The organism is Nonomuraea sp. NPDC050202 (assembly GCF_040656115.1).
In the GTDB taxonomy this organism is placed as follows: Bacteria; Actinomycetota; Actinomycetes; order Streptosporangiales; family Streptosporangiaceae; genus Nonomuraea.
This window is the reverse complement of record NZ_JBFALF010000004.1, coordinates 45,526-71,421: the sequence shown is the minus strand read 5'-3', so window position 1 is coordinate 71,421 and position 25,896 is coordinate 45,526. Positions and strand designations below refer to the sequence as shown.

At 68.2% G+C, this 25,896-nt stretch carries 21 protein-coding genes and 1 pseudogene; 13 read left to right on the top strand and 9 right to left on the bottom strand.

The window, feature by feature from the left end:
- The first annotated feature begins 98 nt into the window (after positions 1-98).
- The gene (locus AB0I79_RS14075; RefSeq protein ID WP_357871829.1) at positions 99-1,253 is read left to right on the top strand and encodes a DUF418 domain-containing protein; all 1,155 of its coding nucleotides are present in this window, start codon (positions 99-101) and stop codon (positions 1,251-1,253) included.
- Position 1,254: 1 nt separating this feature from the next.
- On the opposite strand, the gene AB0I79_RS14070 is transcribed toward AB0I79_RS14075, so the two are convergent.
- Complete coding sequence (locus AB0I79_RS14070) at positions 1,255-2,313, bottom strand: MBL fold metallo-hydrolase (protein ID WP_357871826.1); 1,059 nt, start codon at positions 2,311-2,313, stop codon at positions 1,255-1,257.
- A 45-nt stretch (positions 2,314-2,358) separates the two neighbouring features.
- Between AB0I79_RS14070 and AB0I79_RS14065 the strand changes: the two genes are divergently transcribed.
- Complete coding sequence (locus AB0I79_RS14065; RefSeq protein ID WP_357871824.1) at positions 2,359-3,204, top strand: glutathione S-transferase C-terminal domain-containing protein; 846 nt, start codon at positions 2,359-2,361, stop codon at positions 3,202-3,204.
- On the opposite strand, the gene AB0I79_RS14060 is transcribed toward AB0I79_RS14065, so the two are convergent.
- Positions 3,152-4,435, bottom strand: coding sequence for an MFS transporter (locus AB0I79_RS14060; RefSeq protein WP_357871822.1), 1,284 nt, complete (start codon positions 4,433-4,435; stop codon positions 3,152-3,154). The two genes, AB0I79_RS14065 and AB0I79_RS14060, sit on opposite strands and share 53 nt — an antisense overlap.
- Positions 4,432-4,998, bottom strand: a complete 567-nt coding sequence (locus tag AB0I79_RS14055; RefSeq protein ID WP_357871819.1) for a helix-turn-helix domain-containing protein — start codon at positions 4,996-4,998, stop codon at positions 4,432-4,434. The genes AB0I79_RS14060 and AB0I79_RS14055 overlap by 4 nt, the downstream gene beginning before the upstream one ends.
- Positions 4,999-5,072: 74 nt before the next feature.
- Between AB0I79_RS14055 and AB0I79_RS14050 the strand changes: the two genes are divergently transcribed.
- The 5 genes from AB0I79_RS14050 (at position 5,073) to AB0I79_RS14030 (ending at position 11,551) form a co-directional block, all read left to right on the top strand.
- A complete protein-coding gene (locus AB0I79_RS14050; protein ID WP_357871817.1) occupies positions 5,073-5,717 on the top strand; it encodes a phenylalanine--tRNA ligase beta subunit-related protein in 645 nt (214 codons plus the stop codon).
- A 204-nt stretch (positions 5,718-5,921) separates the two neighbouring features.
- Positions 5,922-9,581 (top strand): multifunctional oxoglutarate decarboxylase/oxoglutarate dehydrogenase thiamine pyrophosphate-binding subunit/dihydrolipoyllysine-residue succinyltransferase subunit, encoded by a 3,660-nt coding sequence (locus AB0I79_RS14045; protein WP_357871814.1) that lies wholly within the window; start codon positions 5,922-5,924, stop codon positions 9,579-9,581.
- A 112-nt stretch (positions 9,582-9,693) separates the two neighbouring features.
- Positions 9,694-9,870 (top strand): DUF6104 family protein, encoded by a 177-nt coding sequence (locus AB0I79_RS14040; RefSeq protein ID WP_181308704.1) that lies wholly within the window; start codon positions 9,694-9,696, stop codon positions 9,868-9,870.
- Positions 9,871-9,995: 125 nt separating this feature from the next.
- Positions 9,996-10,799, top strand: coding sequence for a DUF4097 family beta strand repeat-containing protein (locus AB0I79_RS14035; RefSeq protein WP_357871811.1), 804 nt, complete (start codon positions 9,996-9,998; stop codon positions 10,797-10,799).
- Positions 10,796-11,551 carry a PadR family transcriptional regulator gene (locus AB0I79_RS14030; protein WP_357871809.1) on the top strand — a complete coding sequence of 252 codons (756 nt, stop codon included), beginning with the start codon at positions 10,796-10,798 and terminating at the stop codon, positions 11,549-11,551. The genes AB0I79_RS14035 and AB0I79_RS14030 overlap by 4 nt, the downstream gene beginning before the upstream one ends.
- A gap of 43 nt (positions 11,552-11,594) precedes the next feature.
- Here AB0I79_RS14030 and AB0I79_RS14025 read toward each other — a convergent pair whose 3' ends face one another.
- The 6 genes from AB0I79_RS14025 to AB0I79_RS14000 form a co-directional block, all read right to left on the bottom strand.
- A complete protein-coding gene (locus AB0I79_RS14025) occupies positions 11,595-12,452 on the bottom strand; it encodes an oxygenase MpaB family protein (protein ID WP_357871806.1) in 858 nt (285 codons plus the stop codon).
- Between the two features lie 76 nt (positions 12,453-12,528).
- The gene (locus tag AB0I79_RS14020) at positions 12,529-13,485 is read right to left on the bottom strand and encodes a zinc-binding dehydrogenase (RefSeq protein ID WP_357871803.1); all 957 of its coding nucleotides are present in this window, start codon (positions 13,483-13,485) and stop codon (positions 12,529-12,531) included.
- A 59-nt stretch (positions 13,486-13,544) separates the two neighbouring features.
- Complete coding sequence (locus tag AB0I79_RS14015; RefSeq protein WP_357871800.1) at positions 13,545-14,432, bottom strand: hypothetical protein; 888 nt, start codon at positions 14,430-14,432, stop codon at positions 13,545-13,547.
- Between the two features lie 46 nt (positions 14,433-14,478).
- Positions 14,479-14,907 carry a type II toxin-antitoxin system VapC family toxin gene (locus AB0I79_RS14010; protein ID WP_357871797.1) on the bottom strand — a complete coding sequence of 143 codons (429 nt, stop codon included), beginning with the start codon at positions 14,905-14,907 and terminating at the stop codon, positions 14,479-14,481.
- Positions 14,894-15,172: a hypothetical protein gene (locus AB0I79_RS14005; protein ID WP_357871795.1), complete on the bottom strand. Its 279-nt coding sequence runs from the start codon at positions 15,170-15,172 to the stop codon at positions 14,894-14,896. The genes AB0I79_RS14010 and AB0I79_RS14005 overlap by 14 nt, the downstream gene beginning before the upstream one ends.
- 96 nt (positions 15,173-15,268) lie before the next feature.
- Positions 15,269-16,702, bottom strand: a complete 1,434-nt coding sequence (locus AB0I79_RS14000) for an acetyl-CoA synthetase (protein WP_357871792.1) — start codon at positions 16,700-16,702, stop codon at positions 15,269-15,271.
- Positions 16,703-16,986: 284 nt separating this feature from the next.
- Between AB0I79_RS14000 and AB0I79_RS13995 the strand changes: the two genes are divergently transcribed.
- From AB0I79_RS13995 to AB0I79_RS13970, 6 genes and pseudogenes are all read left to right on the top strand, one after another.
- A complete protein-coding gene (locus AB0I79_RS13995) occupies positions 16,987-18,111 on the top strand; it encodes a serine protease (RefSeq protein ID WP_357871790.1) in 1,125 nt (374 codons plus the stop codon).
- 335 nt (positions 18,112-18,446) lie between these two features.
- Positions 18,447-19,592, top strand: coding sequence for a trypsin-like serine protease (locus tag AB0I79_RS13990; RefSeq protein ID WP_357871787.1), 1,146 nt, complete (start codon positions 18,447-18,449; stop codon positions 19,590-19,592).
- Positions 19,593-19,789: 197 nt separating this feature from the next.
- Entirely contained in the window at positions 19,790-20,953 is a 1,164-nt protein-coding gene (locus AB0I79_RS13985; protein ID WP_357871785.1) for a hypothetical protein, read from the top strand.
- A 321-nt stretch (positions 20,954-21,274) separates the two neighbouring features.
- A pseudogene (locus AB0I79_RS13980) lies at positions 21,275-21,559 on the top strand (transposase); the annotation flags it as partial.
- A gap of 672 nt (positions 21,560-22,231) precedes the next feature.
- Entirely contained in the window at positions 22,232-23,836 is a 1,605-nt protein-coding gene (locus AB0I79_RS13975; protein WP_357871782.1) for a hypothetical protein, read from the top strand.
- Between the two features lie 434 nt (positions 23,837-24,270).
- Positions 24,271-25,857 (top strand): hypothetical protein, encoded by a 1,587-nt coding sequence (locus AB0I79_RS13970; RefSeq protein WP_357871779.1) that lies wholly within the window; start codon positions 24,271-24,273, stop codon positions 25,855-25,857.
- Positions 25,858-25,896 lie beyond the last annotated feature (39 nt).

Here is a 25,896-nt window from a genome sequence, read left to right as displayed (position 1 = left end):
GTTGGAACAGGTAGGACATTAGCAGATAGTTCCGTTGCAGACTATCTATGGCTCGGGTTGGCTTCGGGACCGACGACCCCGTCATTACGGTTGATCACGTGGCAAACAGCTCAAGCCCGGCATACGCCCCTCTTGACACCTCCCGCCGGGTCCCGGCCCCTGACCTGGCCCGCGGGTTCATGCTGCTGGCCATCGCCTTCGCGCACGCGCCGCTGTTCGCGCTCGCCCTCGACCGCGGAAACCCCGTGGTCAACGGCGCGATCAACGTCTTCCACCAGCTCTTCGTGACCAACCACGCGCGCCCGATGTTCGCGTTCCTGTTCGGCTACTCGCTGGTCCAGCTCCTGAACCGGCGGACCGAGCGCGGCGACGACTGGGTGAAGGCCCGCAAGCTGCTGCGCCGCCGGGGATGGTGGCTGCTGGTGATCGGTTTCGTGCACATGGCGGTGTTCGCGCCCATCGACATCCTGGCCGCGTACGGGCTCAGCGCCGTGCTGCTCGTCGGCATGCTGCGCGCCAAGGACGCCACCCTGCTGTGGACGGCGGGCGTCTTCCTGGTCCCGGCGACGGCCATGAGCGGCGTCGCCCTGTGGTACCCGCTGGCGAACGACGGCGCTCCCTACGGCGCGGACAGCATCTCGGCCGGGGCCGGCGGCTTCTGGGAGCTGCTCGCCGAACGGCTCCAGGTGTGGCCCGCCGCCCTGGTCACCGGGGTCATCATGGTCGTGCCCGGCGTGCTCGCCGGCGTCTGGGCGGCACGGCGGCGGCTGCTGGACGACCCGGCGGGCAACCGCGCGTTCCTGCGCAGGGCCGCGATCGTCACCCTGACGCTGTCCGTGCTCGGAGCGCTTCCCGCCATCCTGATCCAGCTCGGGGCCTGGGCCGCGCCGCCGGCGGGCGCGCTGTGGGGCGCGGCGCTCGCGCAGCCGCTCACCGGGTACGCGGGCGGGATCGGCATGGCCGCGGTCATCGCCCTGGTCGCGATCCCGGCGGGCCGGCGGCCGAACGCCTTCACGACCGCCGTGCAGGCGCTCGGCCAGCGCTCGATGAGCCTGTATCTGTTCCAGTCCGTGGTGTTCGTGCTGGTCTTCTACCCGTACGGGCTCGCGCTCCAGGACGACCTGGGGCTCGCCGGCGCCACGGCGGTGGCCGCGGGCACCTGGGTGGTGTCCCTCGGCCTGGCCGAGCTCATGCGCAGGGCGGGCCACCGGGGGCCCGCCGAGGTCCTGCTGCGCCGCCTGGCCTACCGGTAGGTCAGGGCAGGCGCCACAGCTCGGGCTCGCCCGCCTCCCTGACCAGGCGGCCCTTCGCCTCCAGCCACGCCAGGTGCGCCAGCGTCTCGTTGTTGGCCGAGCGCCGCATGAACGGCGGGATCGTCTCCCACGGCCGCGACCACGTCAGCCGGGTGGCCACGTCCCAGCAGGCGGCGCCGCCGGCCGCGCCCACCACCTGCTCGATCTCGGCCAGGCGGGCGTCGTGGTGCGCCATCACGGTGTCCACCCGCTCGGCCAGTTCCAGGAACCGGTACTCGTGCGCGGGCAGCACCTCCTCCACCTCCAGCTTGCGCACGGCGTCCAGCGAGTCGAGGTAGTCGGCCAGCGGGTTCGGTCCCGACTGGGGGTGCACGGCCACGATGGGCGTGATCTTCGCCAGGACGTGGTCACCGGAGAACAGCACCTTGCGCTCCGGAGAGACGAAGCACAGGTGACCGGGCGAGTGGCCGGGCGTCCAGACGGCCCGCAGGTCCCATCCGGGCAGGTCGAGGTCGTCGCCGTCCTCGACCAGCCGGTCCGGCCTGGCCATGGAGACCATGTGCCTGATCATCATGGAGGCGCCGGCCAGCTCGTCCAGGGTCAGGTCGGGCACGCCGCAGCGGCGCAGCAGCGCCCGCTCGCGCTGGACGAGGGGGTCGATGGCCTCGTCGTCGTAGCGCTCGCGGACCAGGCGGGCGTCCGCGGGATGCAGCGCGATCCAGGCGCCGGAGCTCTCCCTGACGCGGCCCGCCAGGCCGTAGTGGTCGGGGTGGATGTGGGTGACCAGCACGCCCCTGACGTCGGTGATCGCGTAGCCGGCCACGCCCAGGCCCGCCACGAGCGCGTCGTAGGCCTCGTCGGTGTTCCACCCGGCGTCGATGATCGCCACGCCGTCGGGCAGCTCCAGGGCGTAGACCAGCACGTACCGGAGAGGGTTGATCGGGATCGGGACCGGGATGGACCACAGGCCGGGACGCACCCGCTCGACGTCGGGGATCGTCCCGCCGACCCACGCCTCCCGCTGTGCCGGGTTGGCCGGGGTCACCACAAATTTAGCCACGGACCCGAATATAGTTCTGCGTCCGAATCATGTTCTACTTGGGGCATGAAGCTGAGCCGCGAGATCTCAGATGATGGCCGCTTCGTCCGGCAGCCGAACCGTTTCACGGATCGGCTCGGCCCTCCCGAGCCCGGCCGCTACCGGGTCTACGCGTCCTACGCCTGCCCGTGGGCACAGCGCGTGCTGATCGTGCGCAAGCTCCTGGGCCTGGAGGACCTGCTGGACGTCACGATCGTCGATCCCATCCGCGACGAGAAGGGCTGGCGCGTCCCCGGCGGCGACCCGGAGTACCTGTCCGATCTCTACCACGCCACCGAGCCGGGCTACACGGGCCGCTACACCGTCCCGTGCGTCTGGGACACCAGGGACGAGCGCATCGTCACCAACGACTTCCCGCAGATCACCCTCGATCTGGAGACGTCGTGGGGCACCTCGCCCAACCTCTATCCGGAACGCCTGCGTCCCGACATCGACATCATGAACGACCGCCTCTACCACGGGCTCAACAACGCGGTCTACGAGGCGGGCTTCTCCCGTGACCAGCAGGTCTACGAGGAGGCGGTGGCGCGGGTGTTCACCACCCTGGACTTCCTGGAGGTGCGCCTGGCCGAGTCGGAGTTCCTCTTCGACACGCTCACCGACAGCGACGTGCGCCTCTACACCACGCTGGCCAGGTTCGACTCCGTGTACTACGCGCACTTCAAGTGCTCGGTGCGGCGGCTGACGGACTATCCGGCGCTGTGGGCGTACGCGCGCCGCCTCTACTCGATCCCGGCCTTCCACGAGACCACCGACTTCGACCAGATCAAGCGCCACTACTACGTCACCCAGACCAACATCAACCCGAGCCGGATCGTGCCGGTAGGACCCGAGCTGGACTGGAGCCTGTAGGCGCCGGCATCCGCACGAACAGCAGCGCGGAGGCCAGCATCAGCACGGCTCCGACACTCCAGGCGGCGGCGAGGCCCGCCTGGGCGGCCAGGGAGCCGAGCGTGAGGTTGGCCACGATGCCGCCGGACTGCAGGGACAGCGAGCTCGTCGAGGTGACCGTGGTGCGCTCGGCGGCGGTGACCGCCCGGTGCGTGATCTCCAGGCACAACACGGCCGTCACCGCGCCGCCGACGAAGAGCGTGACGTAGGCGAGCCCGGCGCTCAGCATCCCGGGCAGGCCGTCCACGTCCGCCGTCGCGGCCAGCGCCCCGACGGAGAGCGCGGTCAGCGCCGTGCCCGCGATCGCGCCCCTGGCCGACCCGCCCGCCAGGCGTGCGGCCCGGGGCGCCAGCGCGCTGCCCATCGCGCTGCCCGCGAACCCGAGCGCCGCCACCACGGCGTAGGCCAGGCTGCCCTCCTCCGCCGCGCCGGCCAGCTCGGCCAGACGGCCGGGCGTGAGCAGCTCGATGCTCATCAGCACCATGCCCGACGCGGCGGCGGCGAGCATGAGCCTGCGCAGCACGGCGCCGCCCAGCGCCAGCCGGACACCACTGATCACGGTGGCGGGCACCTCGCGCAGCACGCCCCGCAGCGAGCGGCGCTCGTGGGCCGGCTCCGGCAGCGCGAACAGCACCACGACCAGCAGGACCAGCGCCGCCACCGCGCCCACCAGGGGCGGCGCGGCCAGCGGGAACATCAGCGAAGGGGGCACCAGGAGCGGCAGGGCGCCACCCGCCAGCACGCCCGCGCACAGCGCCACGGACTCCATCGCGCCGCCCCTGGCCAGGCCGGGCTTGAGGTCGGCCGCCTGCCCCTCGACGCCGTGCAGCGTGTCGACGTACCAGGAGGTGGCGGGGCCGCTGGACAGCGCCCGCGCGACACCCTTGAACACCCCGCTCAGCACGAACATCCAGAACGTGGTGGACACGCTCATCAGCACCAGCCCCGCCACGGTGAACGCGGCCGAGGCCGCCAGCACCACGCGCCGGCCGACGACGTCGGCCAGGCCGCCCGTCGGCAGCTCCAGGCTGACGGTCACGACCGAGTACACGGTCACCACCAGCCCGATCTGGGCCAGGCCGAGGCCCCGCCCGGTCATGAGCAGGACCATGGTCGCCATCATGATCCCGGGTGGCAGCCAGGTCAGGAAGCTGACGAGCATGTAACGCCGTAACGCCGATCGCGCGGTCACGGCTCCTCCCTCCGCTTGCGGGGGAATCCCCCCACCCAGATCCGGACCTGTTCGGCGTCGGACGCGCCCGCGTGGCGCGCCTCCAGCTCGCGCAGCACCTCCTCGGTACGGGCCATGAACTCGGCCAGCGCGGCAGGCGGCAGCTCGGCCAGGTGGTCGCTCATGCCGGCGGTCTCCACCCACTCCGCGGACCATTCGGACTCGTCGAACTCCTGCACGACCTGCCCGAGGATCTCGGCCTGCCACAGCCGCATGACCTTGACCGCCTCGCGCCCCTCGGCCGTGCCGGACAGCTCCCGGCTGTTCCACGAGGTGTAGCGGTGCCGGGCCCGCCAGCGGCGCTCGCGGCCGTCACGCTGCTCGGGGTCCTCCTCGATGAAGCCGTACTTGAACAGCTCGCGCAGGTGGTAGCTGGTCGAGCCGGAGCTCTCGCCGAGCTTGCGCCCCAGCTCGCTCGCGGTGGCGGGGCCGTCGGCACGGAGCAGGCCGAGCATGCGGGCCCGCAGCGGATGCGTGACCGCCTTGAGCACCTGCGGATCACTGATCTTGTACTGCTCCTCCATGCACTCGACGATAAACCGCAAAGATAATTTTGCAAAGTGAATTTTGCGGTTTTCGTGCTCCTTAGACTGTGGGGATGCTCGACGACATCTGGGTGGACGACTCCGTCCTCGCACTGCGCCCCGACTTCGCGGTGCTCATCGTGACCGCGCACGGCCTGCGCAACGGCCCCACCGACGACCGCTCCCGGGCCTGGCTGGAGGCCGCCTCCACGGTGGAGGTGCAGACGGACAAGATCGACGCGTGGAAGGACGCCTACCGCGCGTTCGGCGCCAAGCCGCAGCGGACCCGCCCGTCGGTCGACGCCCTGACGCGGCGCCTGCCGCTGCCGGAGATCAACCAGGTCGTGGACGCGTACAACTCGATCAGCGTCAAGCACGCGCTGCCGATCGGCGGCGAGGACCTCGACAAGTACGTGGGCCCGGCCCGCCTGGTGCGCGCCACCGGCGACGAGACGTCGGAGGAGGCGCTCGGGCAGCCGGAGCCCGGCGAGGTGATCTGGCGCGACGACATCGGTGTCACCTGCAGGAGATGGAACTGGCGCCAGGTGGTGCGGACCCGCCTCACCGAGGAGACCACCAACGCGATCTTCCTCCTGGAGCGCCTGGAGCCCATGTCCCTGGAGGAGCTCAAGCAGGCCGGCGAGGAGCTCTCGGACCTTCTGTCCGAGTTGTCCCCCGAGGTGCGCATCGCAAGCCGGTTGGTGTCCGGAGGGAAATAAACCTCTTGTCGCGGCGTTGATACCAAAGAGTAATAATCGCTACACCACCCGGATTGACGAGGCGGGCGTGACCTCTTTGCGCGGTCCTGAGAGGATCGTTCGAGGCGGCACGGGTCCTTCGGCGCGCGCTGCCAGTCCGGGCGAGTAGCCTTGGACAGGTTCTCTAACATCAACGCCGATCTGCGGAAGAGGGCGATTTCCGCCGTGTCGTCTGAGTCGTCGCGGACAAACCCGCTGGCAAGCTTTGGTCAGAACGAGTGGCTTGTCGACGAGCTGTATCAGAAGTACCTCCAAGATCCCGAGTCTGTCGACAAGGCCTGGTGGAACTTCTTCGCTGACTACAACCCTGATTACGGACCGGGCCGAACCCCGGTCAGGGAGGCGGCGAACGGCACGGTGACCGCGCCCGCCCCTCCCCAGACCCCCAAGGCGCCTCCCAAGGCCCCTGCCAAGACACCGCCGGCGGCTGAGAAGCCGAAGCAGCCGGCCACCCCGGTGCCCAAGGGCGCCGAGGAGGTCAAGCTGCGCGGCGCCGCCGCTCGCACGGCCGCCAACATGGACCTGTCACTGACGGTCCCGACGGCGACCAGCGTCCGGGCCATCCCGGCCAAGCTGCTCATCGACAACCGCATCGTGATCAACAATCACCTCAAGCGGGGCCGCGGCGGCAAGGTCTCCTTCACGCACCTGATCGGTTTCGCGATCGTCAAGGCGCTGAAGGCCATGCCGGAGATGAACTACTCCTACGCGGAGATCGACGGCAAGCCGACGCTCGTCAAGCCCGAGCACGTCGGCTTCGGCCTGGCGATCGACGTCCAGAAGAGCAACGGCGAGCGCCAGCTCCTCGTGCCCTCGATCAAGGGCGCGGAGGAGATGGACTTCCGGCAGTTCTGGATGGCCTACGAGGAGGTCGTGCGCAAGGCTCGCGCGGGCAAGCTCGGCGTCGACGACTTCTCCGGCACCACGATCTCCCTGACCAACCCCGGCACGATCGGCACCGTGCACTCCGTGCCGCGCCTGATGCCCGGCCAGGGCACGATCATCGGCGTCGGCGCGATGGAGTACCCGGCCGAGTACCAGGGGGCCTCCCCCGACACGCTCTCGCGCCTGGCCGTCTCCAAGGTCATGACGCTGACCAGCACCTACGACCACCGGATCATCCAGGGCGCCCAGTCGGGCGACTTCCTGCGCCAGATCCACCGGCTGCTGCTCGGCGAGGACGGCTTCTACGACGAGATCTTCGAGGCGCTGCGGATCCCGTACGAGCCGGTCCGCTGGATCCAGGACATCTCGGCCACCCACGACGACGACGTGGCCAAGTCCGCGCGCGTGATCGAGCTGATCCACGCCTACCGCGTGCGCGGTCACCTGATGGCCGAGACCGACCCGCTGGAGTACAAGCAGCGCAAGCACCCCGACCTCGACATCCAGTCGCACGGCCTGACGCTGTGGGACCTGGAGCGCGAGTTCGCGACCGGCGGCTTCGGCGGCAAGCCGCTGATGAAGCTGCGCGACATCCTGGGCGTGCTGCGCGACTCCTACTGCCGCACGGTCGGCATCGAGTACATGCACATCCAGAACCCCGAGGAGCGGGCCTGGATCCAGGCGCGGGTGGAGAAGCCGCACAAGTCGCCCGAGCGCGACGAGCAGCTCAACATCCTGTCCCGGCTCAACACCGCCGAGGCGTTCGAGACGTTCCTGCAGACCAAGTTCGTCGGGCAGAAGCGCTTCTCGCTGGAGGGCGGCGAGTCCCTGATCCCGCTGCTCGACTCGGTGATCAGCGACGCCGCCGACGAGGACCTCGACGAGGTCGTCATCGGCATGGCCCACCGAGGCCGGCTCAACGTGCTGGCCAACATCGTGGGCAAGTCCTACGCGCAGATCTTCGGCGAGTTCGAGGGCAACATCGACCCGCGCACGGCGCACGGCTCGGGCGACGTGAAGTACCACCTCGGCGCGACCGGCACGTTCACCGCGCCGAGCGGCAAGACGATCACCGCCTCCGTCGTGGCCAACCCCTCCCACCTGGAGGCGGTCGACCCGGTCCTGGAGGGCGTGGTCCGCGCCAAGCAGGACCTCCTGGAGCGCGGCGAGGAGGGCTTCACCGTCCTGCCCGTGCTCGTCCACGGTGACGCGGCCTTCGCCGGCCAGGGCGTCGTGGCCGAGACGCTCAACCTGTCGCAGCTGCGCGGCTACCGCACCGGCGGCACCGTGCACGTGGTGGTCAACAACCAGGTCGGCTTCACGACCTCGCCCGCCTCGTCCCGCTCCTCGGTCTACGCGACCGACGTGGCGCGGATGATCCAGGCGCCGATCTTCCACGTCAACGGCGACGACCCCGAGGCCGTGGTGCGCGTGGGCGAGCTGGCCTACGAGTACCGCCAGGCGTTCCGCAAGGACGTCGTCATCGACCTCATCTGCTACCGCCGCCGCGGTCACAACGAGGGCGACAACCCCGCCTTCACCCAGCCGCTGATGTACGACCTGATCGACGCCAAGCGCTCGACCCGCAAGCTCTACACCGAGGCGCTGATCGGCCGGGGCGACATCACGGTCGAGGAGGCCGAGCAGGCGCTGCGCGACTACCAGGCCAAGCTGGAGCAGGCGTTCACCGAGACCCGCGAGGCGGCCAAGAAGCCGGCCGAGGCGGCCGCGATGCGGGTGCCTCCGACCGAGGTCGTCAAGTGGTCGCACGACGACACGCCGACCGGCATCACCCACGAGACGCTCAAGCGCATCGTCGACACCCAGCTCAACCTCCCCGAGGGCTTCACGCCGCACCCGCGCCTGGCGCCGGTGCTGCAGCGCCGCGGCCAGATGGTCGAGCAGGACGCGATCGACTGGGCGATGGGCGAGACGCTGGCGTTCGGGTCGCTGCTGATGGACGGCCACCCGGTGCGCCTGGTCGGCCAGGACTCCCGGCGCGGCACGTTCACCCAGCGCCACGCCGTCCTGGTGGACCGGATGACCGGCGCCGACCACACGCCGCTCAAGACCTTCAACCAGGGCACCACGAAGTTCTACGTCTACGACTCGCTGCTCAGCGAGTTCGCGGCGCTCGGCTTCGAGTACGGCTACAGCGTCGTGCGCCCTGACGCGCTGGTCCTGTGGGAGGCGCAGTTCGGCGACTTCGTCAACGGCGCCCAGACGATCATCGACGAGTTCATCTCGTCGGGCGAGCAGAAGTGGGGTCAGAAGTCCTCGGTCGTGCTGCTGCTGCCGCACGGCTACGAGGGCCAGGGCCCCGACCACTCCTCCGCCCGCATCGAGCGGTTCCTGCAGGTCTGCGCGCTCGACAACATGACGGTCGCGCAGCCCACCACCCCGGCCAACTACTTCCACCTGCTGCGCTGGCAGGTGGAGTCGGAGCGGCACAAGCCGCTGGTGGTCTTCACGCCCAAGTCGCTGCTGCGCCACAAGGCGGCCACGTCGAAGGCGTCCGACTTCACCTCGGGCTCCTTCCAGCCGGTCCTGGGCGACTCGACGGCCGACCCGGCCAAGGTCACCAAGGTGGTGCTCACCTCCGGCAGGCTCTACTACGACCTGGCGGCGCACCGCGACAAGACCGGCCGCGACGACGTGGCGATCGTCCGGCTGGAGCGGCTCTACCCGTTCCCGTCCGAGGAGCTCGCCACCGAGCTGTCCCGGTACGGCGGCCAGGTGGAGCTGATCTGGGCGCAGGACGAGCCGGCCAACATGGGCCCGTGGCCGTACCTCACGCTCAAGCTGGCCGAGGACCCGCAGACCCTGAACGGCCGCGCCATCCGGCGCGTGTCGCGCACGCCGAACAGCTCGCCGGCGACCGGGTCGCACAACTCGCACGACACCGAGCTCGAGGAGATCCTGCACCAGATCTTCGGCTGAGTCACCGGCGTTCGAGCCCCCGGCCCGCCCACCGCGGCGGCCGGGGGCTCACTGCTGCTCGGGCAGGCTAAAGTGCAGGCCGGGTGCCTGCTGGAACTGTGAATGGAGAGCGATGTACTTCACCGATCGGGGGATCGAGGAGCTGGTCGAGCGGCGCGGCGAGGAGGAGGTCAGCCTGTTGTGGCTGGGCGAGCGGCTGCGCGAGTTCGTCGATCTCAACCCCGAGTTCGAGACGCCGATCGAGCGGCTGGCCACGTGGCTGGCGCGCCTCGACGACGAGGACGACTGACCGACGCCGCGGCTTCCTCACGGAAGCCGTAGTCTCGAATAACGCGATACATCTTGAGTTTCCGCAAGACGCGACATATCGTGATTTGTGGAGGATCGGTGTCGCCTAGAGAGGGGCCGGGGAGCATGCAGCAATGGACCATCGACGAGCCGGGGCAACTGACGTTCGGTGAGGTCGAGTCGCTGGACGTCCGCATCGTGGCCGGCCGCCTGGACGTGCTGGCCAGCGACGGCCCGCCGACACTGGAGATCGCCGACATCGAGCCGGCCTCACCACTCACCGTGACCTACGACGAGGCCACCCGGTCGCTCACCATCGCCGACCGGGACCTCACCTGGGACGGCGTGCTCGGCTGGCTCCGTCGCGACAGGCACAGGTCGGTGCTGTCCATCGCCGTGCCCAAGGCCTGCAAGGTCAGGGCGGGCGTGGTGTCCGCCCCCGCCGTGCTGGCCGGTTTCGAAAGGGTGACGCACGTCAAGAGCGTCTCCGGGGACGTCGTGCTGGACGGGGTCAGCGGCGACGTCGCCGCCAACACCGTCTCGGGCGCCGTCGAGACCCGGGCCATGGACGGCGACCTGTCGTTCATCAGCATCTCGGGCGACCTGACCGTGGCCGACGGCACCCCGCGCCGGCTGAAGGCCAACACCGTCTCGGGCCGCATCACGGCCGATCTCGCGCTGCGGCCGACGGGCCACGTCACGTTCAACAGCGTTTCCGGTGACATCCTGGTCAGGCTGCCGGAGAACGTGGAGGCGGACGTCAGCATCAGGTCCACCTCCGGCAGGCTGGTCAGCACGTTCGAGGAACTGTCCAACACGAGCGGCCCCGGCGCGAAGTCGCTGTCGGGGCGGCTGGGTGGCGGCATGGCCTCGCTGTCGGCCATCACGGTCTCCGGCGAGGTCACGCTGCTCAAGGGGGAGAAGGAATGAGCCCTGTCTTCGGTCACGGCCGGCTCCGGCTGTACCTGCTCAAGCTGCTGGAAGAGAGCCCGCGCCATGGCTACGAGGTCATCCGGCTGCTCCAGGACCGCTTCCTCGGCGTCTACTCGCCCTCTCCCGGCACCATCTACCCGCGCCTGGCCCGCCTGGAGGAGGAGGGCCTGGTGACGCACGAGGTGATCGAGGGCAAGAAGGTGTTCTCCATCACCGACAAGGGGCGCGAGGAGCTGAACGCCCGGCTCGACGAGCTCGACGACCTGGAGCAGGAGATCTCGGCCTCCGTCCGCGACATCGCCCGCGAGGTCAAGGAGGACGTGCGCGACACGGTCAAGTCGCTGCGCGACGAGCTGACCCGGATGGCCAAGGACGTCCGCACGGGAGCGGCCGACGACACCAGGCGGCTGCGCGACAAGCAGAAAGAGGATCTCAAGCGGCTGCGTGATCAGCAGAAGCGGCAGTGGATGGAGCATGCCTACCACTGGCAGGACGAGGGCGAGCGGATCAGCAAGGAGTGGCGCAGGATCTGGTCGGAGGTCTGGGCCACGCTCGGCGGCCCCCCGCCCGGCGGCGCCTCGCCCAACCGGGCCGCGCTCGACGCCGAGCTGGGCGAGCTCCTCGCCGACTTCGTCGCCAGGGCCCGCGAGGAGGCCTCGGACGCGCGTCTGACCGCGGAGAAGCTGGAGGAGTTGCGTACGACGCTCGACGAGGCCGCCCGCCGCGTCCACGACATCCTCGACCGGTGACCCGCCGGGGAGCGCGACCCGCCTCCCCGGGGAATCGGGCGCTCTAGGCCGACATGCGTTCCAGCCGGCGGCGGCGCGAGCTCCGCGCGGCCCGCCTGGCGTGATACGCGATCGGCATGTACCGCAGACGCTCGGGCAGCCGCGGCGTCACCATCGCCACCGCGTGCCCGAGATGCCGCAACCGCCGCTCCTCCCTGGCGGTCCACCGCAACCCCAGCTTCTCCCGCACGGCAGGCGGCAGGGTGCCGACGGTGACGAAGTAGTTGAACTCGCCCGCCCCCGCCCCCACCGGCGTCCACAACCGCCGCAGCGGAGCGGGCAGCCGGGGCGGCGCCGGCGTGCCGCGCATCACCGTCAGCACGTCGAGCGCGGTGGCATGCGCCTCCAGCCGGCGGCTCACCATCTCGTCGAAGTACCGCCAGAACGCCTCCAGGTCCGCGGGCATCTCCCGCTCGGGCACCTGAAGGATGGCGCCGAGCTGCCGCGACTCCGCGTACAGCCGCCGCTCCTGCGCCGTGGTGAACGGGGTGCCGAAGTACCGGTTGAGCGCGATGAACCGCTCGAACAGCGACAGGTGCACCCACGCCCAGGCCTCGCCGTTCAGCGCGTGGTAGTGCCTGCCCTGCTCGTCCACCCCGCTGATCGGCTTGTGCAGCTCCCTGAGCCGCCGCCCCTCGGCGGGACCGTCCGCACCGCCGTAGACCCACTTCTGCACGGAGGCGAGCGTGCGCTCCAGCCTCCCCCACGGGTCGTGCTTGTACGTGGAATGCTCCGCGACCGCGGCTCCGACGGCCGGGTGCATCGTCTGGAGGACCAGCGCGCTGCCGGCCACGAGCAGGTTGCGGTATTCGCCGGCGGTGTCCCAGTGCATCGAACCTGGGCCGAAGGGCTCAACGTCCATGGTGACTGCCTCCTGGGTGGTACAACCCCATTCCTCTTGTATCACCCAGGAGGGTCAGAAGTAACCCTTCACTTATTCAGCTCGTAAAGACGATCTTTCCGAAGATCTCCCCGGCGTCCATGGCGGCGAACCCGTCCCGCGCCTCGGCCAGCGGCAACACCCGATCGACCACGGGCCGCAGCCCGGTCTGCTCCAGGAACACCGCCAGCCGCGCCAGCTGCTCCCGCGTCCCCATCGTCGTGCCGATCACGGACAGCTGCAGGAAGAAGACCCGGTTCAGATCGGCCGGCGGAACCGCGCCGCTGGTGGCGCCGGAGACGACGATGCGACCACCGGGCCTGAGCGACTTGAGCGAATGCTCCCAGGTGGCCTGCCCGACCGTCTCCATGACCGCGTCCACCCGCTCGGGCAGCCGCGCACCGGGCTCGAACACCTGGTCGGCGCCGAGCTCCCGGGCCCGCTCCCGCTTCTCCCCCGAACGGCTGGTGGCCCACACCCGGTACCCGGCGGCCCGGCCGAGCGCGATCAGCGCGGTCGCGACACCCCCGCCCGCCCCCTGCACGAGCACGGTGGAGCCCGGCTGCAGCCCCGCCTTGTCGAACAACATCCGGTACGCGGTCAGCCAGGCCGTCGGCAGGCAGGCGGCGTGCTCGAAGCTCAGCCCGGCGGGCTTGGGCACCAGGTTGCGGCGCGGCACGGCCACACGCTCGGCGAACGTGCCGTCGTGCACCTCGGACAGCAGCGTGCGCTTGGGATCGAGCGTCTCGTCGGCCCCGGTGCCGATCACGGCGTGCACGATGACCTCGTTACCGTCCTCGTCCACGCCGGCGGCGTCGCAGCCGAGCACGATCGGCAGCCGGTCCTGCCTGATGCCCACGCCCTTGAGCGTCCACAGGTCGTGGTGGTTGAGCGCGGCGGCCCGTACGGAGACGGTCGTCCACCCGTCCGGCAGCTTCGGCTCCGGGTGCTCGCCCAGCGTCAGGCCGGCGAGCGGGTTGTCGGGATCGGTCTGTGTGGCGGTTACGGCGAACATGGCCGCACCTTACTTCAGCCCGCTCCCCTGGCCCCGGCCCCCCGCCACGCTCCCAGGCCTCACTTCATCGTGACCCGGATGCCGGAGATCGCCTTCGTCCGGAACGACGCCGGCCCGGTGACGGCGACCAGCACGTCACCCCGGCACACCATCTCGGCCCGCCGCCCCGGCCTTTCGATCGCCCCAGGCGTCCTGACCTGCTGCTCGCAGTCAGGCGTAGGCACGAGCGCGACCATCTGTCCCGCCCCGCCCCCGAACCACAGCTGCGGCCCGACCGGCTCCCCCTGCACGTGCTCGCCCGGCTCCGCCAGCCGCACCCCGCCCCTGGCGGTCAGCACCAGGTACCCGTCCTTGGTCACCCGCCCCTTCAGGCTCTCGGCCACGGTCGTCCGCTGCTCGAACGTCAGCCCCTGCCCCCGGTCGTACATCGCCAGCCGCCACGGCCCGAACGCGAACAGCAGCACCTGCCCGTACTGGCCGCTGCCGGCCTGGCGCGGCCAGAGAGTCACGTTGGAGGCGTAATTCCTGAGCGGCCGGCCACCCCGCGTGATCTCGGCCTCGCCACCGTAGGGCGCGACGAACTGCCGGAACATCCCGTCGATCCAGCCCGCCCGGAACGGCCGCGACCCCATTGCGGCGAGCCCCAGCTCACCCGGATAACGCACCTCGGCCCGCGCACCGTGCGGGAACACCACCTGGATGACCTCGTCGTCGCCCTTTTTCCTGGCCGGCACGTTGAGAATGTTGGGCGCGTTGTCGAGCGTGGTCAGGGACCTGATGGGCCCGGGCGTCCGGCTCGCCGGAGCGGCCTCGGGCTCGGGCTCGGGGTCCCGGCTGGTGAGCAGGCCGACAACGGGGATCAGCAGGAGCGCCAGAACCACCACCAGCCCGATCCACCGGCGACGGCCGCGCTCGCCTGCCTCGATGACGTCGAACTGGTCAGCCACGACGTTCCTAGCCGAGTAGTGCCGGCTTGCGCCCTTACCGACCAGTTCAATTGAGCGGGGACCGCCAGCGCAAGCCCTGGAACCTGGCGAAATCCTTGTCGCAGGTCACGAATTCACAACCGTGCTCGATGGCGAGTGCGGCGAGGTAGGCGTCGGGGATGAGGTTGCCCGTCGCACCCGCCTCGCGGCTGATCCTGGTGAAGATCCCCCAGTGTCGATCCTCCGTTGTGATCACCGTCGCGTGCGGTTGGTTGCGATAGGTCTCGGCGAAGGTCAGCGCCCGCTCGATCGGGTCGGGATCCTTATAGATGCGCCGGTTGGTCACCATCCTGATGAATCCGTTGACGACGAAGTCGCTCACCGCGTAGCCGGAGTCACCGTTGACCATCTCGTCGATGACAACATGGCAGGACTCGTGATCAGGAGACTCCTTCCGGAAGGCGTTGACGAGAACGTTGATGTCAGCGAGCAGCATCGCGCGCCTCCTCAATCCACCTCTCGTCGTCGAGGTCGTAGAGGATGTGCTCCAGCTTCTCGCCGGCGTCGAGGCGTTCCTGGACCATGGGCTGATATCCGGGTACGGCCGTTGAAGTGATGATCTCCACGCGAGGCCGTTCGGCCACCTCCGTGGATCGGTTGAGCAGTTGTCGCAAGGCGTCCTCCATGACCGAGTTGAGACTGCGTCCGTTCTTCGCCGCGTACGCCTTCGCCTCGTTGAGGAGCACCTCGTCGATGCGCACCGTAGTCCTCCGCATGACTCCAGCGTCCGCGCGCGACATAAAAATGTCAACTCCAGATCGTAGTCATGCGATCACGAACTTTGCTCTTACTTTGTGTCACCATACGGCCACATTGAGCTTCCCATCGCTGGACACCCGCACCTGTTCCCCCACCAGCTCCCGCCCCTCCGCCTCCACCAGCAACTCCCTCTCCTCCACCACCGCATACGCCCTGCCCCCAGGCACGTCCACGACCAGGAACCCCTTCTCGGCCTCACCGTCACGCCCGTGCGCCACCGTGTACCCCGCCACCACCCCGGCCCCTTCGTACGAGCCCACCAGCGGCACCTCCTTGGCGACATGCACCGGCGCGACATCCCCCAGCCGCCCGCCCGGCTCGCTCGACCACACCGCGTACGTGTGTTTCGTCAGATGCATCCCCACCCCGCTCACCAGCCCGTGCCCCGACTGCGCCCGCAGCAGCCCCGCCATCGTCGCCGTCGAGTGCAGCACGTAGTCGCTGGCCGGCCCGCCCGCGTACGGCAGCCCGCCCGTCACGGTGAGCCCGCGCGGGTCCAGCGGGTCCAGCCCGATGGCGTCGCACGCCTGCCGCAGCGCGATCGCGAAGCAGCTGTACAGGTCCAGCGCGTTCATGTCGTCCAGGCCGAGCCCGGCCCGCTCGAAGGCGGCCTCGGCGGCGTGGGCGATGGCAGGCGAGGAGCCGAGCGCGGGCCGCGTCGCCACTTCCCAGGTGTCCTCCGCGTACGCCCATCCCCGCAGGTAGACCCGCCGATCCTGCGGCACCCCCAACCGGTCGGCCAGCCCCGAGCCGGCCAGGATGACGGCCGCCGCCTGGTCCACCTCCAGCACGGCCACCGTGTCCGTGGTGTAGGGCCAGCCGACGAAGCGGCCGCCGGCGAGCTCGTCGGGGGTGCGGGCGGCCCTGCGCCAGGCGTACGGGTTCGCGGCGGCGACCTCGGTCATCGGCGCCATGATGCGCGCCCGCTCGCGCATCTCCTCCTCGATCGTGAGCCCGGCCGCCGCCCGCCGCGCGGTCTCCATGATCGGATAGGTGTGCACCGGCAGGAACAGCCCGTGCGCGAGCGCCGACGGGTGTGGCGGCCGCTCCCAGCCGTACGGGGGCTTGGGGTCGGCGGGGTGGCTCCACGGCACGTGCTCGCCCGCCTTCCTGTACGCCCTGCGCGTGGCGAGCGCCTCGGCACCGGCCACCAGGGCCGAGTCCAGCTCACCCGCGGCGATCGCGGCCGCCGCGGCACCGATGAGCAGGTGCGGGGCCGTACCGCCGACCTTGGAGTAGACCTGGTGGCGCGGCGCGGCCCTGAGGCGCTCGGCGAGGCGGCCGACGGGCGAGTCGTAGTGCCAGGAGTCGGTCCAGACGATCTGGATCGAGTCGAGCCGCTCGACGGGCAGCCGCGCGTCGCCGGCGGCCTCGCGCGCCACGGCCTCCCAGAGATCGAGCGGCTCAGGGCCGGGCTGCTCGCGAATCGTGCGCTGGGCGATGCCAATGAGACAGGGGGTGCGAGGGTCCATGACCCCAGCTAACCAGAACATCGCTCGGTTGATAAGGAGTGGCGTCTGATAATGGACGTTACCGATGTGACCAGAGAAATTAAAACCACGCCTCGACCTGCACAGATGCCAATTCCGAATACATGCGCATTCGCTATTTCTATAACGGAACGGAACCGGCCCATGCTTTTTCACGTCGTTTCCTGGCCGCCGGATCGAGCCGTTCATTAACGTTCCGATCGTTTTCCTGGCCCATCCGGGGCGCAGTACCCCGCTCTGGGCCGCCGAAAGCTGAGAGGAGCTCCATGTATTCCCGAGCAAGGCGCATCGCGATCCCCCTCGCCGGCCTCGTGGCCATCGGGCTGGCGGCGGGAACGGTCAGCGGCGGCGCGGCCAACGCGACGACCGCACCCTCGGACGTCGTCTCCAAGAACTCGGCGACCCCCGCGGAGCAGGCGATCCAGTTCTGGACGCCGGACCGCGTCAAGCTGGCCACCGACCACGACGACGGCCTCGACCTGTCCTCCAAGGGCGTCAAGGGCAGCAACGACGCTCCCGACGGGCCGGCCGGCTCCGTTCCGCCGATCGGCGCCGAGAAGGCGAGGTCCACGAAGAGCAAGCACGTCAACCTGCCGAACACGGTCGGCCGCGTCTTCTTCACGCTGCCCAAGGCCGACCCCCGCAACCCGAAGAACTGGCGCTACTGCTCGGCCAGTTCGGTGCAGGGCAAGTACCGCAACCTCGTGGCGACCTCCGCCCACTGCGTGTACGACACCAAGAAGAACACCTTCTACGACAACTGGATCTTCATCCCGTCGTACTGGGACGGCGACAGGGTCTGGAACGGGAAGGCTCCCTACGGCATCTACGCCGCCAAGACGTTCAACGCGCACGATGACTTCGTCGTGAAGGAGGACTACGACTTCGACTACGCGTTCGTCAACGTCTTCAACGGCATCAAGGTCAACTGGGAGAAGGTCAACGGCCAGTGGAAGTGGACCGTGAAGAACGTCGGCCGCCTCGGCGACAACGTCGGCGGCCAGGGCTTCACCTGGAACCGGAGCACCAAGCTGAACGTGTTCTCGTTCGGCTACCCCGCCGGTGAGCACCCCGACGGCGACAAGCCGTTCACCGGCCGCACGATGAAGTACTGCTACGGCAAGACCAAGGCGATGCCCGAGGCCAAGAAGTACAACCTGCAGGAGCACACCGGCTTCAAGTGCTCCTTCACCGCCGGCGCGAGCGGCGGACCGTTCATCTACAACTACAAGAGCGCGTCGCGGACCGGCTACCTGGTCGGCGTCAACAGCGTCGCGTGGGACACCGACGGCAACGACCGCTACGACCACATCTCGTCGCCGTACTTCAACACCGACACCTACAAGGTCTACAAGGCCGCCGCCAACCGCTGGACCGGCAACTGGCGCTGATCGACGGCACCCCGGGCCCCGGTTCCCCTGGGAGCCGGGGCCATCCCTTCGGCGGAATGGGACCACTTGCCGACGTGGCGTACGCCACTTGGAGCGTGCGAATGCGACCGCGAATGGGCGCCAATTACGTACGCGCGGATGGTCGACGAACCGGCCTCCGACCTGCGGAGACACGACCGGCCTAATGATCATTTACATGTTTCAGGGACGTTCGGTTGACGGTGTCCTTATGGTTCACGATGCACTCTTGATCAGGTAACGAATCTCTATCCGAGCTGCAATACCGTCTGTACATCTGGAAAAATCCACCCTTACGACCCCAAGAAAGGCATTTCATGATCCCCCGAGCCAGGCACTTCGTGGCCGCTGCCCTCAGCAGCGCGCTGCTGATCGTGCCTGCCTTCACGGGGATCGCCGCCCACGCCGCGTCCGCCGCTGTGACCGCCGCCGTGACCACCGCTGTGACCACCACTGCGAGCACTGCCGTGGCCCCCAGCAAGGTGTACGCCGTCCCGCTGGCCAAGACGCTCGCGGACGTGAAGCGGGTCGCCGACTACTGGCGGCCCGACCGCCTGCAGAAGACCGACCTGTCCACCCCTGCCACGCCCGGCTCCGGCTCCGCCGCCTCGGCGGCCTCGGCGGGCGCCGCCGCTGCCGCCACCGTGAAGCGGACGACCGCCGCGGCCGCCGTCGCGCCGGCGCTGCCACGCAAGGGCACGGCCGCCAACACCATCGGCAAGGTCTTCTTCCGGTTCGGGGACAAGGAGTACTGGTGCTCCGCCGCCGCCGTCGCGGCCAAGAACCGCAGCGTGGTGGCCACCGCCGGGCACTGCGCGTACGACTCGCGCACGGCCAAGCCCGCCGACTACTGGATCTTCGTCCCGAACCCCGAACCGAACGGCAACGCGCCCGACGGCATCTACGTGGGCGCCTCGATCAGCCTGCACGAGGACTGGTCGGGCAAGGGCGACTACGACTACGACTACGCGTTCGTGACCGTGCACCGCGGCTTCGCCTGGGTCCCCAAGGACGGCGCGTACATCATGCGGGACATCGGCCGGCTCCAGGACAACGTGGGCGGGCTCGGGCTGGAGCTGAACAAGAAGCCCGGCACGTACGCCGTGACCGCGTTCGGCTACCCGGCGGGCCAGCAGCCCGACGGGTCGCACCCGTACGACGGCAAGACGCTGCAGAAGTGCCTGCCCGGCAGCACCCGCTTCACCGTCGCCCCCGGCCGCGACCTGCAGAAGGGCGTCGAGCTGATGCCGTGCGACTTCAGCCCGGGCGCCAGCGGCGGCCCCTGGCTGCTCGCCTACGACGACAACCGCAGGCTCGGCAGCCTGGCCGGCGTCAACAGCCTGACCTGGAACAGGGACGCCAAGGGCCGCTACGACTCGGTGTCGGCTCCGTACTTCGACACCACCACCGGAGAGGTCTACCGACGCGCCGCTGGGCTCACCACCCTGTCAAATGTGACCTAAGTCATAGCAACCATATGATCACGGCGGGTGATCAGCGGCTTCTTTGTCTCGGTACGGTCACGGCGCGCTTTTGGAACGCTGACAGGATCTACCTGCAATTCACACGGAGCAAGTCAAACCGATAGGTTCCGGGCTGTCCGTTTGCTGAGTAATGGAGGTGCATGAGGCGCCTCATGTCAGCGCAACCTGGAGTTACCTTGAAGCGAATCCTTCTCCCCGCCGGCGGTGCCATCCTGGCCACCGGTCTGCTGGCCGCCGGCCTGTCCGGTACGGCGCAGGCCGACGGCGACGTCGCCAACGACCCGATGGCCCGCAACAACTCCGCCGCCGTCTCCGTCGCCTCCTTCTGGCTGGCCTCGAACGGCGCCGCGCTCCGGTCCGCGACCCAGTACACGTGGGACTCGAACGAGGTTCGGAAGGTCGTCTCCAAGGGCGGTTACAGCCCTGACGGCAGCCCCGGCACCACGGCGCCGACCGGCGAGTCGAAGTCGACCGGCAGGGCCCAGAACGTCAACCTCCCCAAGACCGTCGGCAAGGTCTTCTTCGTCGACGGCCAGGGCAAGTTCCGCTGGTGCTCGGGCACCTCCATCCAGTCGAACTACCGCAACCTGGTCGCCACGGCCGGCCACTGCGTCTACGACACCGACAGCAACAGCTCCACGATGGACAAGTGGGTCTTCGTCCCCGGCTACTACCAGGGCAAGGCTCCTTGGGGCATCTACGTGGGCAAGCAGGCCTTCACCCACTACGACTTCGACACCTACGAGGACTACGACCGCGACTACGCGTTCGTCACCGTCTACAACGGCATCACCTCGAACGGCGTCAAGCAGGTGGACCGCAAGGACTTCGAGCGCTTCACCGGCCCGAAGCGGGCCTGGGGCGGCCGCTACTACATCCTGCTGTCCAAGGACGCGGGCCGCCTCGGCGACAACGTCGGCGGCCAGGGCTTCGCCTGGAACCAGCCCACCGGAAAGCCCGTGCGCGCCTTCGGCTACCCGGCAGCCCCGCACCCCGACGGCAACAAGCCGTACAGCGGCGTGACGCCGAAGCACTGCTACGGCAACACCACCGCCAAGACGGTCGGGGCCTCCTGGCTCAAGATCGAGGAGCACATCGGCCTCAAGTGCGCCGTGACCCCCGGCTACGACGGCGGTCCGTGGCTGCTGAACTACAGCAACGCCAAGCGTCTCGGCTACGTCAACGGCGTCACCAGCACGTTCGCCGACCAGGACGGCAACGACCGGATCGACTACATCACCTCGCCGTACTTCGACGGTGAGACTGCCTCGGTGTACAACGCGGCCAAGAACGTGTGGTCCGGCAAGATCGTGGGCCCGAACGGCGAGCTGTACAAGTAAGCCCTACCAGGGGAAAGCGAGGGCCTCGGGCATCCGAGGCCCTCGCTTGCTGTTTCCGGAGGGTTCGTACGGGGACCACGCGCGGCCTTCCACCGGAGGGCGCTTCGCGCAGGCGCAGCTCCAGACAGCGCCTCCCAGGGGCTCCGTCTCCTTTCGATCCCCACCACGCTGCGGCGCCGAGAGCCCCTCAGCCGCTCCCGGCCCGGCACACGGCTCGCGTCTCACACTGGGACGGCCATCGGATGGGGCGTGACCGAAACAAGGCGCCGCACACATCCCCCACCCCGAAGTGACGCACACCCAGCCGTCACACCTGTCGGCATGAAGATCTTTCTTTGTTCAACTGACAGACCGTATTTGCCTTGTCACGATGGGCGCATGCGTCGCGATGATCTGACAGACGCCGAATGGGACCGGGTCGCCACCCTCCTCCCCCAGAACGGCGTCCACGGCGGCCGGACGACCGACGACCGCACCGTGATCAACGGCCTCCTCTACCAGGCCCGCACCGGCGTCCGATGGCGCTACCTGCCCGAGCGGTACGGCTGCTGGGTCACCCTCTACAAGCGCCACCGCCGCTGGCTGGCGGACGGCACCTGGCAGCGCCTGACCCTGGCGTTGCACACCGACGACCCAGGCGATCCCGGCGACCCCGGCGACCACGTACCGGCCCGCGTGGGCAGGATCGGCCCAGCGGAGCTCGACCTCATCCGCCGCCATCCGCCCGGCTCCCCCCGCACCACCCACCTCCCGTCCCCCCTCAAGGACACAGCGGTGCTCACCAGCATCCAAGCCCTCCTGGGCGAAACGGTCAGACCCAAGGGAGCCTGACCCGACCCCTGCCTCACGGCCCGTCGACGATGCGTCGGCGGGCCGTTCTGATGCGCCGGCAACACCGTCAGAACCCCGACGAGCACGGCTCTCGGACCCGATTCTGAAGATCTCCTGTGAGAAACAGGGCAATTTAGACGGAGCCGGTTCCCATCTGGTTCCTGTGATCTGAGTCACATTCAACCAACTACAGTCAGTGGCATCCCTCTAACGGCACTTTCGTACCAGCAGCAACAACCCATCCATACCCTGCGAAAACGTGACCTGACGATCACAACGGGCAAATGTCTCTGACAAGTCACGGAAAGGTCACGGCGCACGGGGGCCATACCGAATCCCCCAAAGCGGGTTTCACCTGCGGAGATCACCACGCTATGTTCCTTGCTATCCCTTTACTGACGCATGGGACGCAAGTTGCGACCCACGACAGAGCAAGGAGCAGTTCCCTTGAAGCGCATCCTCATCCCCGCCGGTGGCGCCCTCCTGGCCACCGGTCTCCTGGCCGCCGGCCTCGCCGGCACCGCCCAGGCCGACGACACCGTCGCCAAGGACGCGATGGCGACGAGCGCGGCCAACGCCAAGGCCATCGCCCAGTTCTGGGCGGAGAACAACGGTGCCGCCCTCAAGGCCGCTACCGAGTCGAACGTCTGGGACAAGGCCGACGTCGCCAAGCTGCAGAGCAAGGGCGGCTACAGCTCGGACACCAAGCCGGGCTCGACCGCGCCGATCGGTCAGGAGAAGAAGGCCTCCACGAAGGTCCAGAACGTCAACATGCCGAAGACCATCGGCAAGGTCTTCTTCGTCAACAGCAAGGGCGAGAAGAAGTGGTGCTCCGCCACTTCGATCCAGTCGCAGTACCGCAACCTGGTCGCCACGGCCGGTCACTGCGTGTACGACACGGCCGCCAACACGGACGTCATGTCCAAGTGGGTCTTCGTCCCCGGTTACTACCAGGGCAAGTCCCCCTGGGGCATCTACGTGGGTAAGCAGGCCTTCACCCACTACGACTTCGACGTCTACGAGGACTACGACCGCGACTACGCGTTCGTGACCGTGTACAACGGCGTTCACGTCTCCGGCAAGACCACCAAGGTCACGCCGAGCGAGTACAAGTCGCACGTGGCCAAGGGCGGCGTCGGCTTCGTCAAGGAAACGCCGATCACGAAGGAAGAGTTCGAGGCCGGCTACGACAAGTACGGCGAGGCGGGCCCCTTCAAGTCGAAGGTCGCCGACCCGAAGGTCGAGACGGTCGCCAAGCCTTCCGACGTGACGGTCGGCAACGTCGACGCCTACATCAAGGGCGAGGGCCCCACCAAGGGTGTCCAGCTCACTGGTGCGGAGGTCTACAAGTCGCAGTACACCGCGGCTGGTACGGGCTTCGACAACGGCGACAAGTTCGAGCGCCTGAGCACCGAGGTGCCCATCAGCAAGGAGCAGTACGACGAGCTGAAGGCCGCCAAGGGCGACGGCAAGTTCATGGGCGAGGTCCGCGCCCAGCTGGGTGACGACAAGAAGACCGAGGTCGCCTGGTTCAAGACGCAGTTCTTCATCAAGAAGTGGGTCAAGACCACCGTTCAGATGAAGTACTGGGTCGAGGACTACTACGTCGTCGACATCGCCGGCAAGGACGCTGGTCGTCTCGGCGACAACGTCGGCGGCCAGGGCTTCGCCTGGAACCAGCCGACCGGCAAGGCCGTGCGCGTGTTCGGCTACCCGGCCGCTCCTCACCCCGACGGCAACAAGAACTACACCGGCGTGACTCCGAAGTGGTGCTACGGCACCACCACGAAGAAGCTGGTTGGTTCGGCTGCCAAGAAGATCGAGGAGCACGTCGCCCTCAAGTGCGCCATGACCGAGGGTGCCGACGGTGGCCCGTGGCTGTACAAGTACAGCAACAGCAAGCGTCTCGGCTACGTGAACGGTGTCACCAGCACCTTCAACGACCAGGACGGCAACGGCCGCGTGGACTACATCTCGTCGCCGTACTTCGACGGCGAGACGAACACCGTCTACAAGGCCGCCGCGGCCTCGTGGTCCGGCAAGATCGTCTGAAGTAACGGATAGCGACCGGGCTTGAACCGTTCGTGTAACCGTTGCCAGTGAAGGGCCCGGCATCCTGCCGGGCCCTTCCGCTTTTCCGCCGAATGTGAAGGCGTTTGGACGCATGGGACGTCCAGACGGTGCCATCAAGTCGATGTGATCTGCATCACATCGCCTGATCGGCCGGAACCGGGAGGGCGCCTCAGTCCCGCGAGCCCCACTGACAACTTCCTTATGTTGATCTGGGCAAACGGTATAGAGACTGGCTTTCCTCAGCTCCTGCGCATCAGCCACTTAAACATCACAGAACGATCACGGCCGCCTTGTCCCATCTTTTCCGACCAAAGCGGCTACCGGATCTCAAGATCGACACTGTATGTTCCTGGCTATCCCTTTACTGACGCATGGGACGCAAGAGGCGTTCCACGACAGCGCAAGGAGTTACCTTGAAGCGCATCCTCCTCCCGGCCGGTGGCGCCATTCTGGCCACTGGTCTGCTGGCTGCTGGTCTCGCCAGCACCGCCCAGGCCGACACTGACGTTGCCAAGGACGACCTGGCCAAGACCGCGGCGCAGGCCGCCGAGGTCATCGACTTCTGGACCAAGTCGGACAACGCGGCGCTGAAGAAGGCCGTGGCGTTCAACCCCGACGCTCTCGAGGTTGAGAAGATCTCCTCCGGTGGTGGCTACAGCGCCGACACCAAGCCGGGCTCCACCGCCCCCATCGGCGAGGAGAAGAAGAGCACCGCCAAGGTTCAGAACGTGAACCTGCCGAAGACCATCGGTAAGGTTTTCTTCGAGTACCGTGACGGCTCGCTCTACTGGTGCTCGGGCACCTCGATCCAGTCGCAGTACCGCAACCTGGTCGCCACGGCCGGTCACTGCGTCTACGACATCGCCGGCAACGACGAGGTCGTTTCCCGCTGGGTCTTCGTGCCGGGCTACTACCAGGGCAAGGCTCCTTGGGGCATCTACGTGGGTAAGCAGGCCTTCACCCACTACGACTTCGACGTCTACGAGGACTTCGACCGCGACTACGCCTTCGTGACCGTCTACGACGGCATCGGCGGCGTCGCCAACCAGTCCACGAAGGTCACCCCGAGCGAGTACAAGGCGCACATCGCCAAGGGTGGCAAGGGGTACATCAAGGAGACCCCGATCACCGCCGAGGAGTTCGCGGCGGGCTACGACAAGTACGGCGAGGCTGGCCCGTACAAGTCGGCCCCTGCTGACCCCAAGGTCGAGACGGTTGCCAAGCCCGCCGATGTGAACCTCGGCAACATCGACGAGTACTACAAGGGCGAGGGCCCCACCAAGGGTGTCAAGGTCGTTGGCATCGAGGTCACCGAGGCTGTGTGGAACGCGGCCAAGGTCGGCTTCGACAACGGCGACCGCGTGCCCAGCCAGAAGGTTGCGATCTCCAAGGAGGAGTACGACTCCCTGGTGGCGCAGAAGGGTGACGGCAAGTACCTCGGCACCCTGTCCACCAACGAGGCGAAGACTGCCTGGTACAAGCAGGAGTTCTACGTCAAGAAGTGGATCAAGACCACGGCTCAGGTGAAGTACTGGGTCGAGGACTACTACGTCGTCGAGCACAACGTGAAGAGCGTTGGCCGCCTCGGTGACAACGTCGGTGGCCAGGGCTTCGCCTGGAACCAGCCCACCGGCAAGTACGTCCGCACCTTCGGCTACCCCTTCGGCCCGCACCTGGACGGCAACAAGCCGTTCACCGGTGTCACGCCGAAGTGGTGCTACGGCAAGACGGCCAAGAACGTTCTGCGCATCCCGTCCAAGAAGGTCGAGGAGCAGATGTCGTTCAAGTGCACCGTGACCGCCGGTTACGACGGTGCGCCGTGGCTGTACAAGTACAGCAACAGCAAGCGTCTCGGCTACGTCAACGGTGTCACCAGCCTCATCGCCGACACCGACAGCAACAAGCGCTACGACACGATCACCTCGCCGTACTTCGACGGTGAGACCGCCGCGATCTACAAGGCCGCTTCGGCCTCGTGGTCCGGCAAGCTGATCCCGTAGTTCTCGCTGCTGGACAGAACGACGACCTAGTCATCGTTC

Bases quoted from the DNA above. Each gene is read 5' to 3' on its own strand.
- AB0I79_RS14065 (WP_357871824.1), top strand. From the start codon at position 2,359: ATGAAGCTGAGCCGCGAGATCTCAGATGATGGCCGCTTCGTCCGGCAG.
- AB0I79_RS14055 (WP_357871819.1), bottom strand. From the start codon at position 4,998: ATGGAGGAGCAGTACAAGATCAGTGATCCGCAGGTGCTCAAGGCGGTC.
- AB0I79_RS14050 (WP_357871817.1), top strand. From the start codon at position 5,073: ATGCTCGACGACATCTGGGTGGACGACTCCGTCCTCGCACTGCGCCCC.
- AB0I79_RS14040 (WP_181308704.1), top strand. From the start codon at position 9,694: ATGTACTTCACCGATCGGGGGATCGAGGAGCTGGTCGAGCGGCGCGGC.
- AB0I79_RS14035 (WP_357871811.1), top strand. From the start codon at position 9,996: ATGCAGCAATGGACCATCGACGAGCCGGGGCAACTGACGTTCGGTGAG.
- AB0I79_RS14030 (WP_357871809.1), top strand. From the start codon at position 10,796: ATGAGCCCTGTCTTCGGTCACGGCCGGCTCCGGCTGTACCTGCTCAAG.
- AB0I79_RS14025 (WP_357871806.1), bottom strand. From the start codon at position 12,452: ATGGACGTTGAGCCCTTCGGCCCAGGTTCGATGCACTGGGACACCGCC.
- AB0I79_RS14020 (WP_357871803.1), bottom strand. From the start codon at position 13,485: ATGTTCGCCGTAACCGCCACACAGACCGATCCCGACAACCCGCTCGCC.
- AB0I79_RS14010 (WP_357871797.1), bottom strand. From the start codon at position 14,907: ATGCTGCTCGCTGACATCAACGTTCTCGTCAACGCCTTCCGGAAGGAG.
- AB0I79_RS14000 (WP_357871792.1), bottom strand. From the start codon at position 16,702: ATGGACCCTCGCACCCCCTGTCTCATTGGCATCGCCCAGCGCACGATT.
- AB0I79_RS13995 (WP_357871790.1), top strand. From the start codon at position 16,987: ATGTATTCCCGAGCAAGGCGCATCGCGATCCCCCTCGCCGGCCTCGTG.
- AB0I79_RS13990 (WP_357871787.1), top strand. From the start codon at position 18,447: ATGATCCCCCGAGCCAGGCACTTCGTGGCCGCTGCCCTCAGCAGCGCG.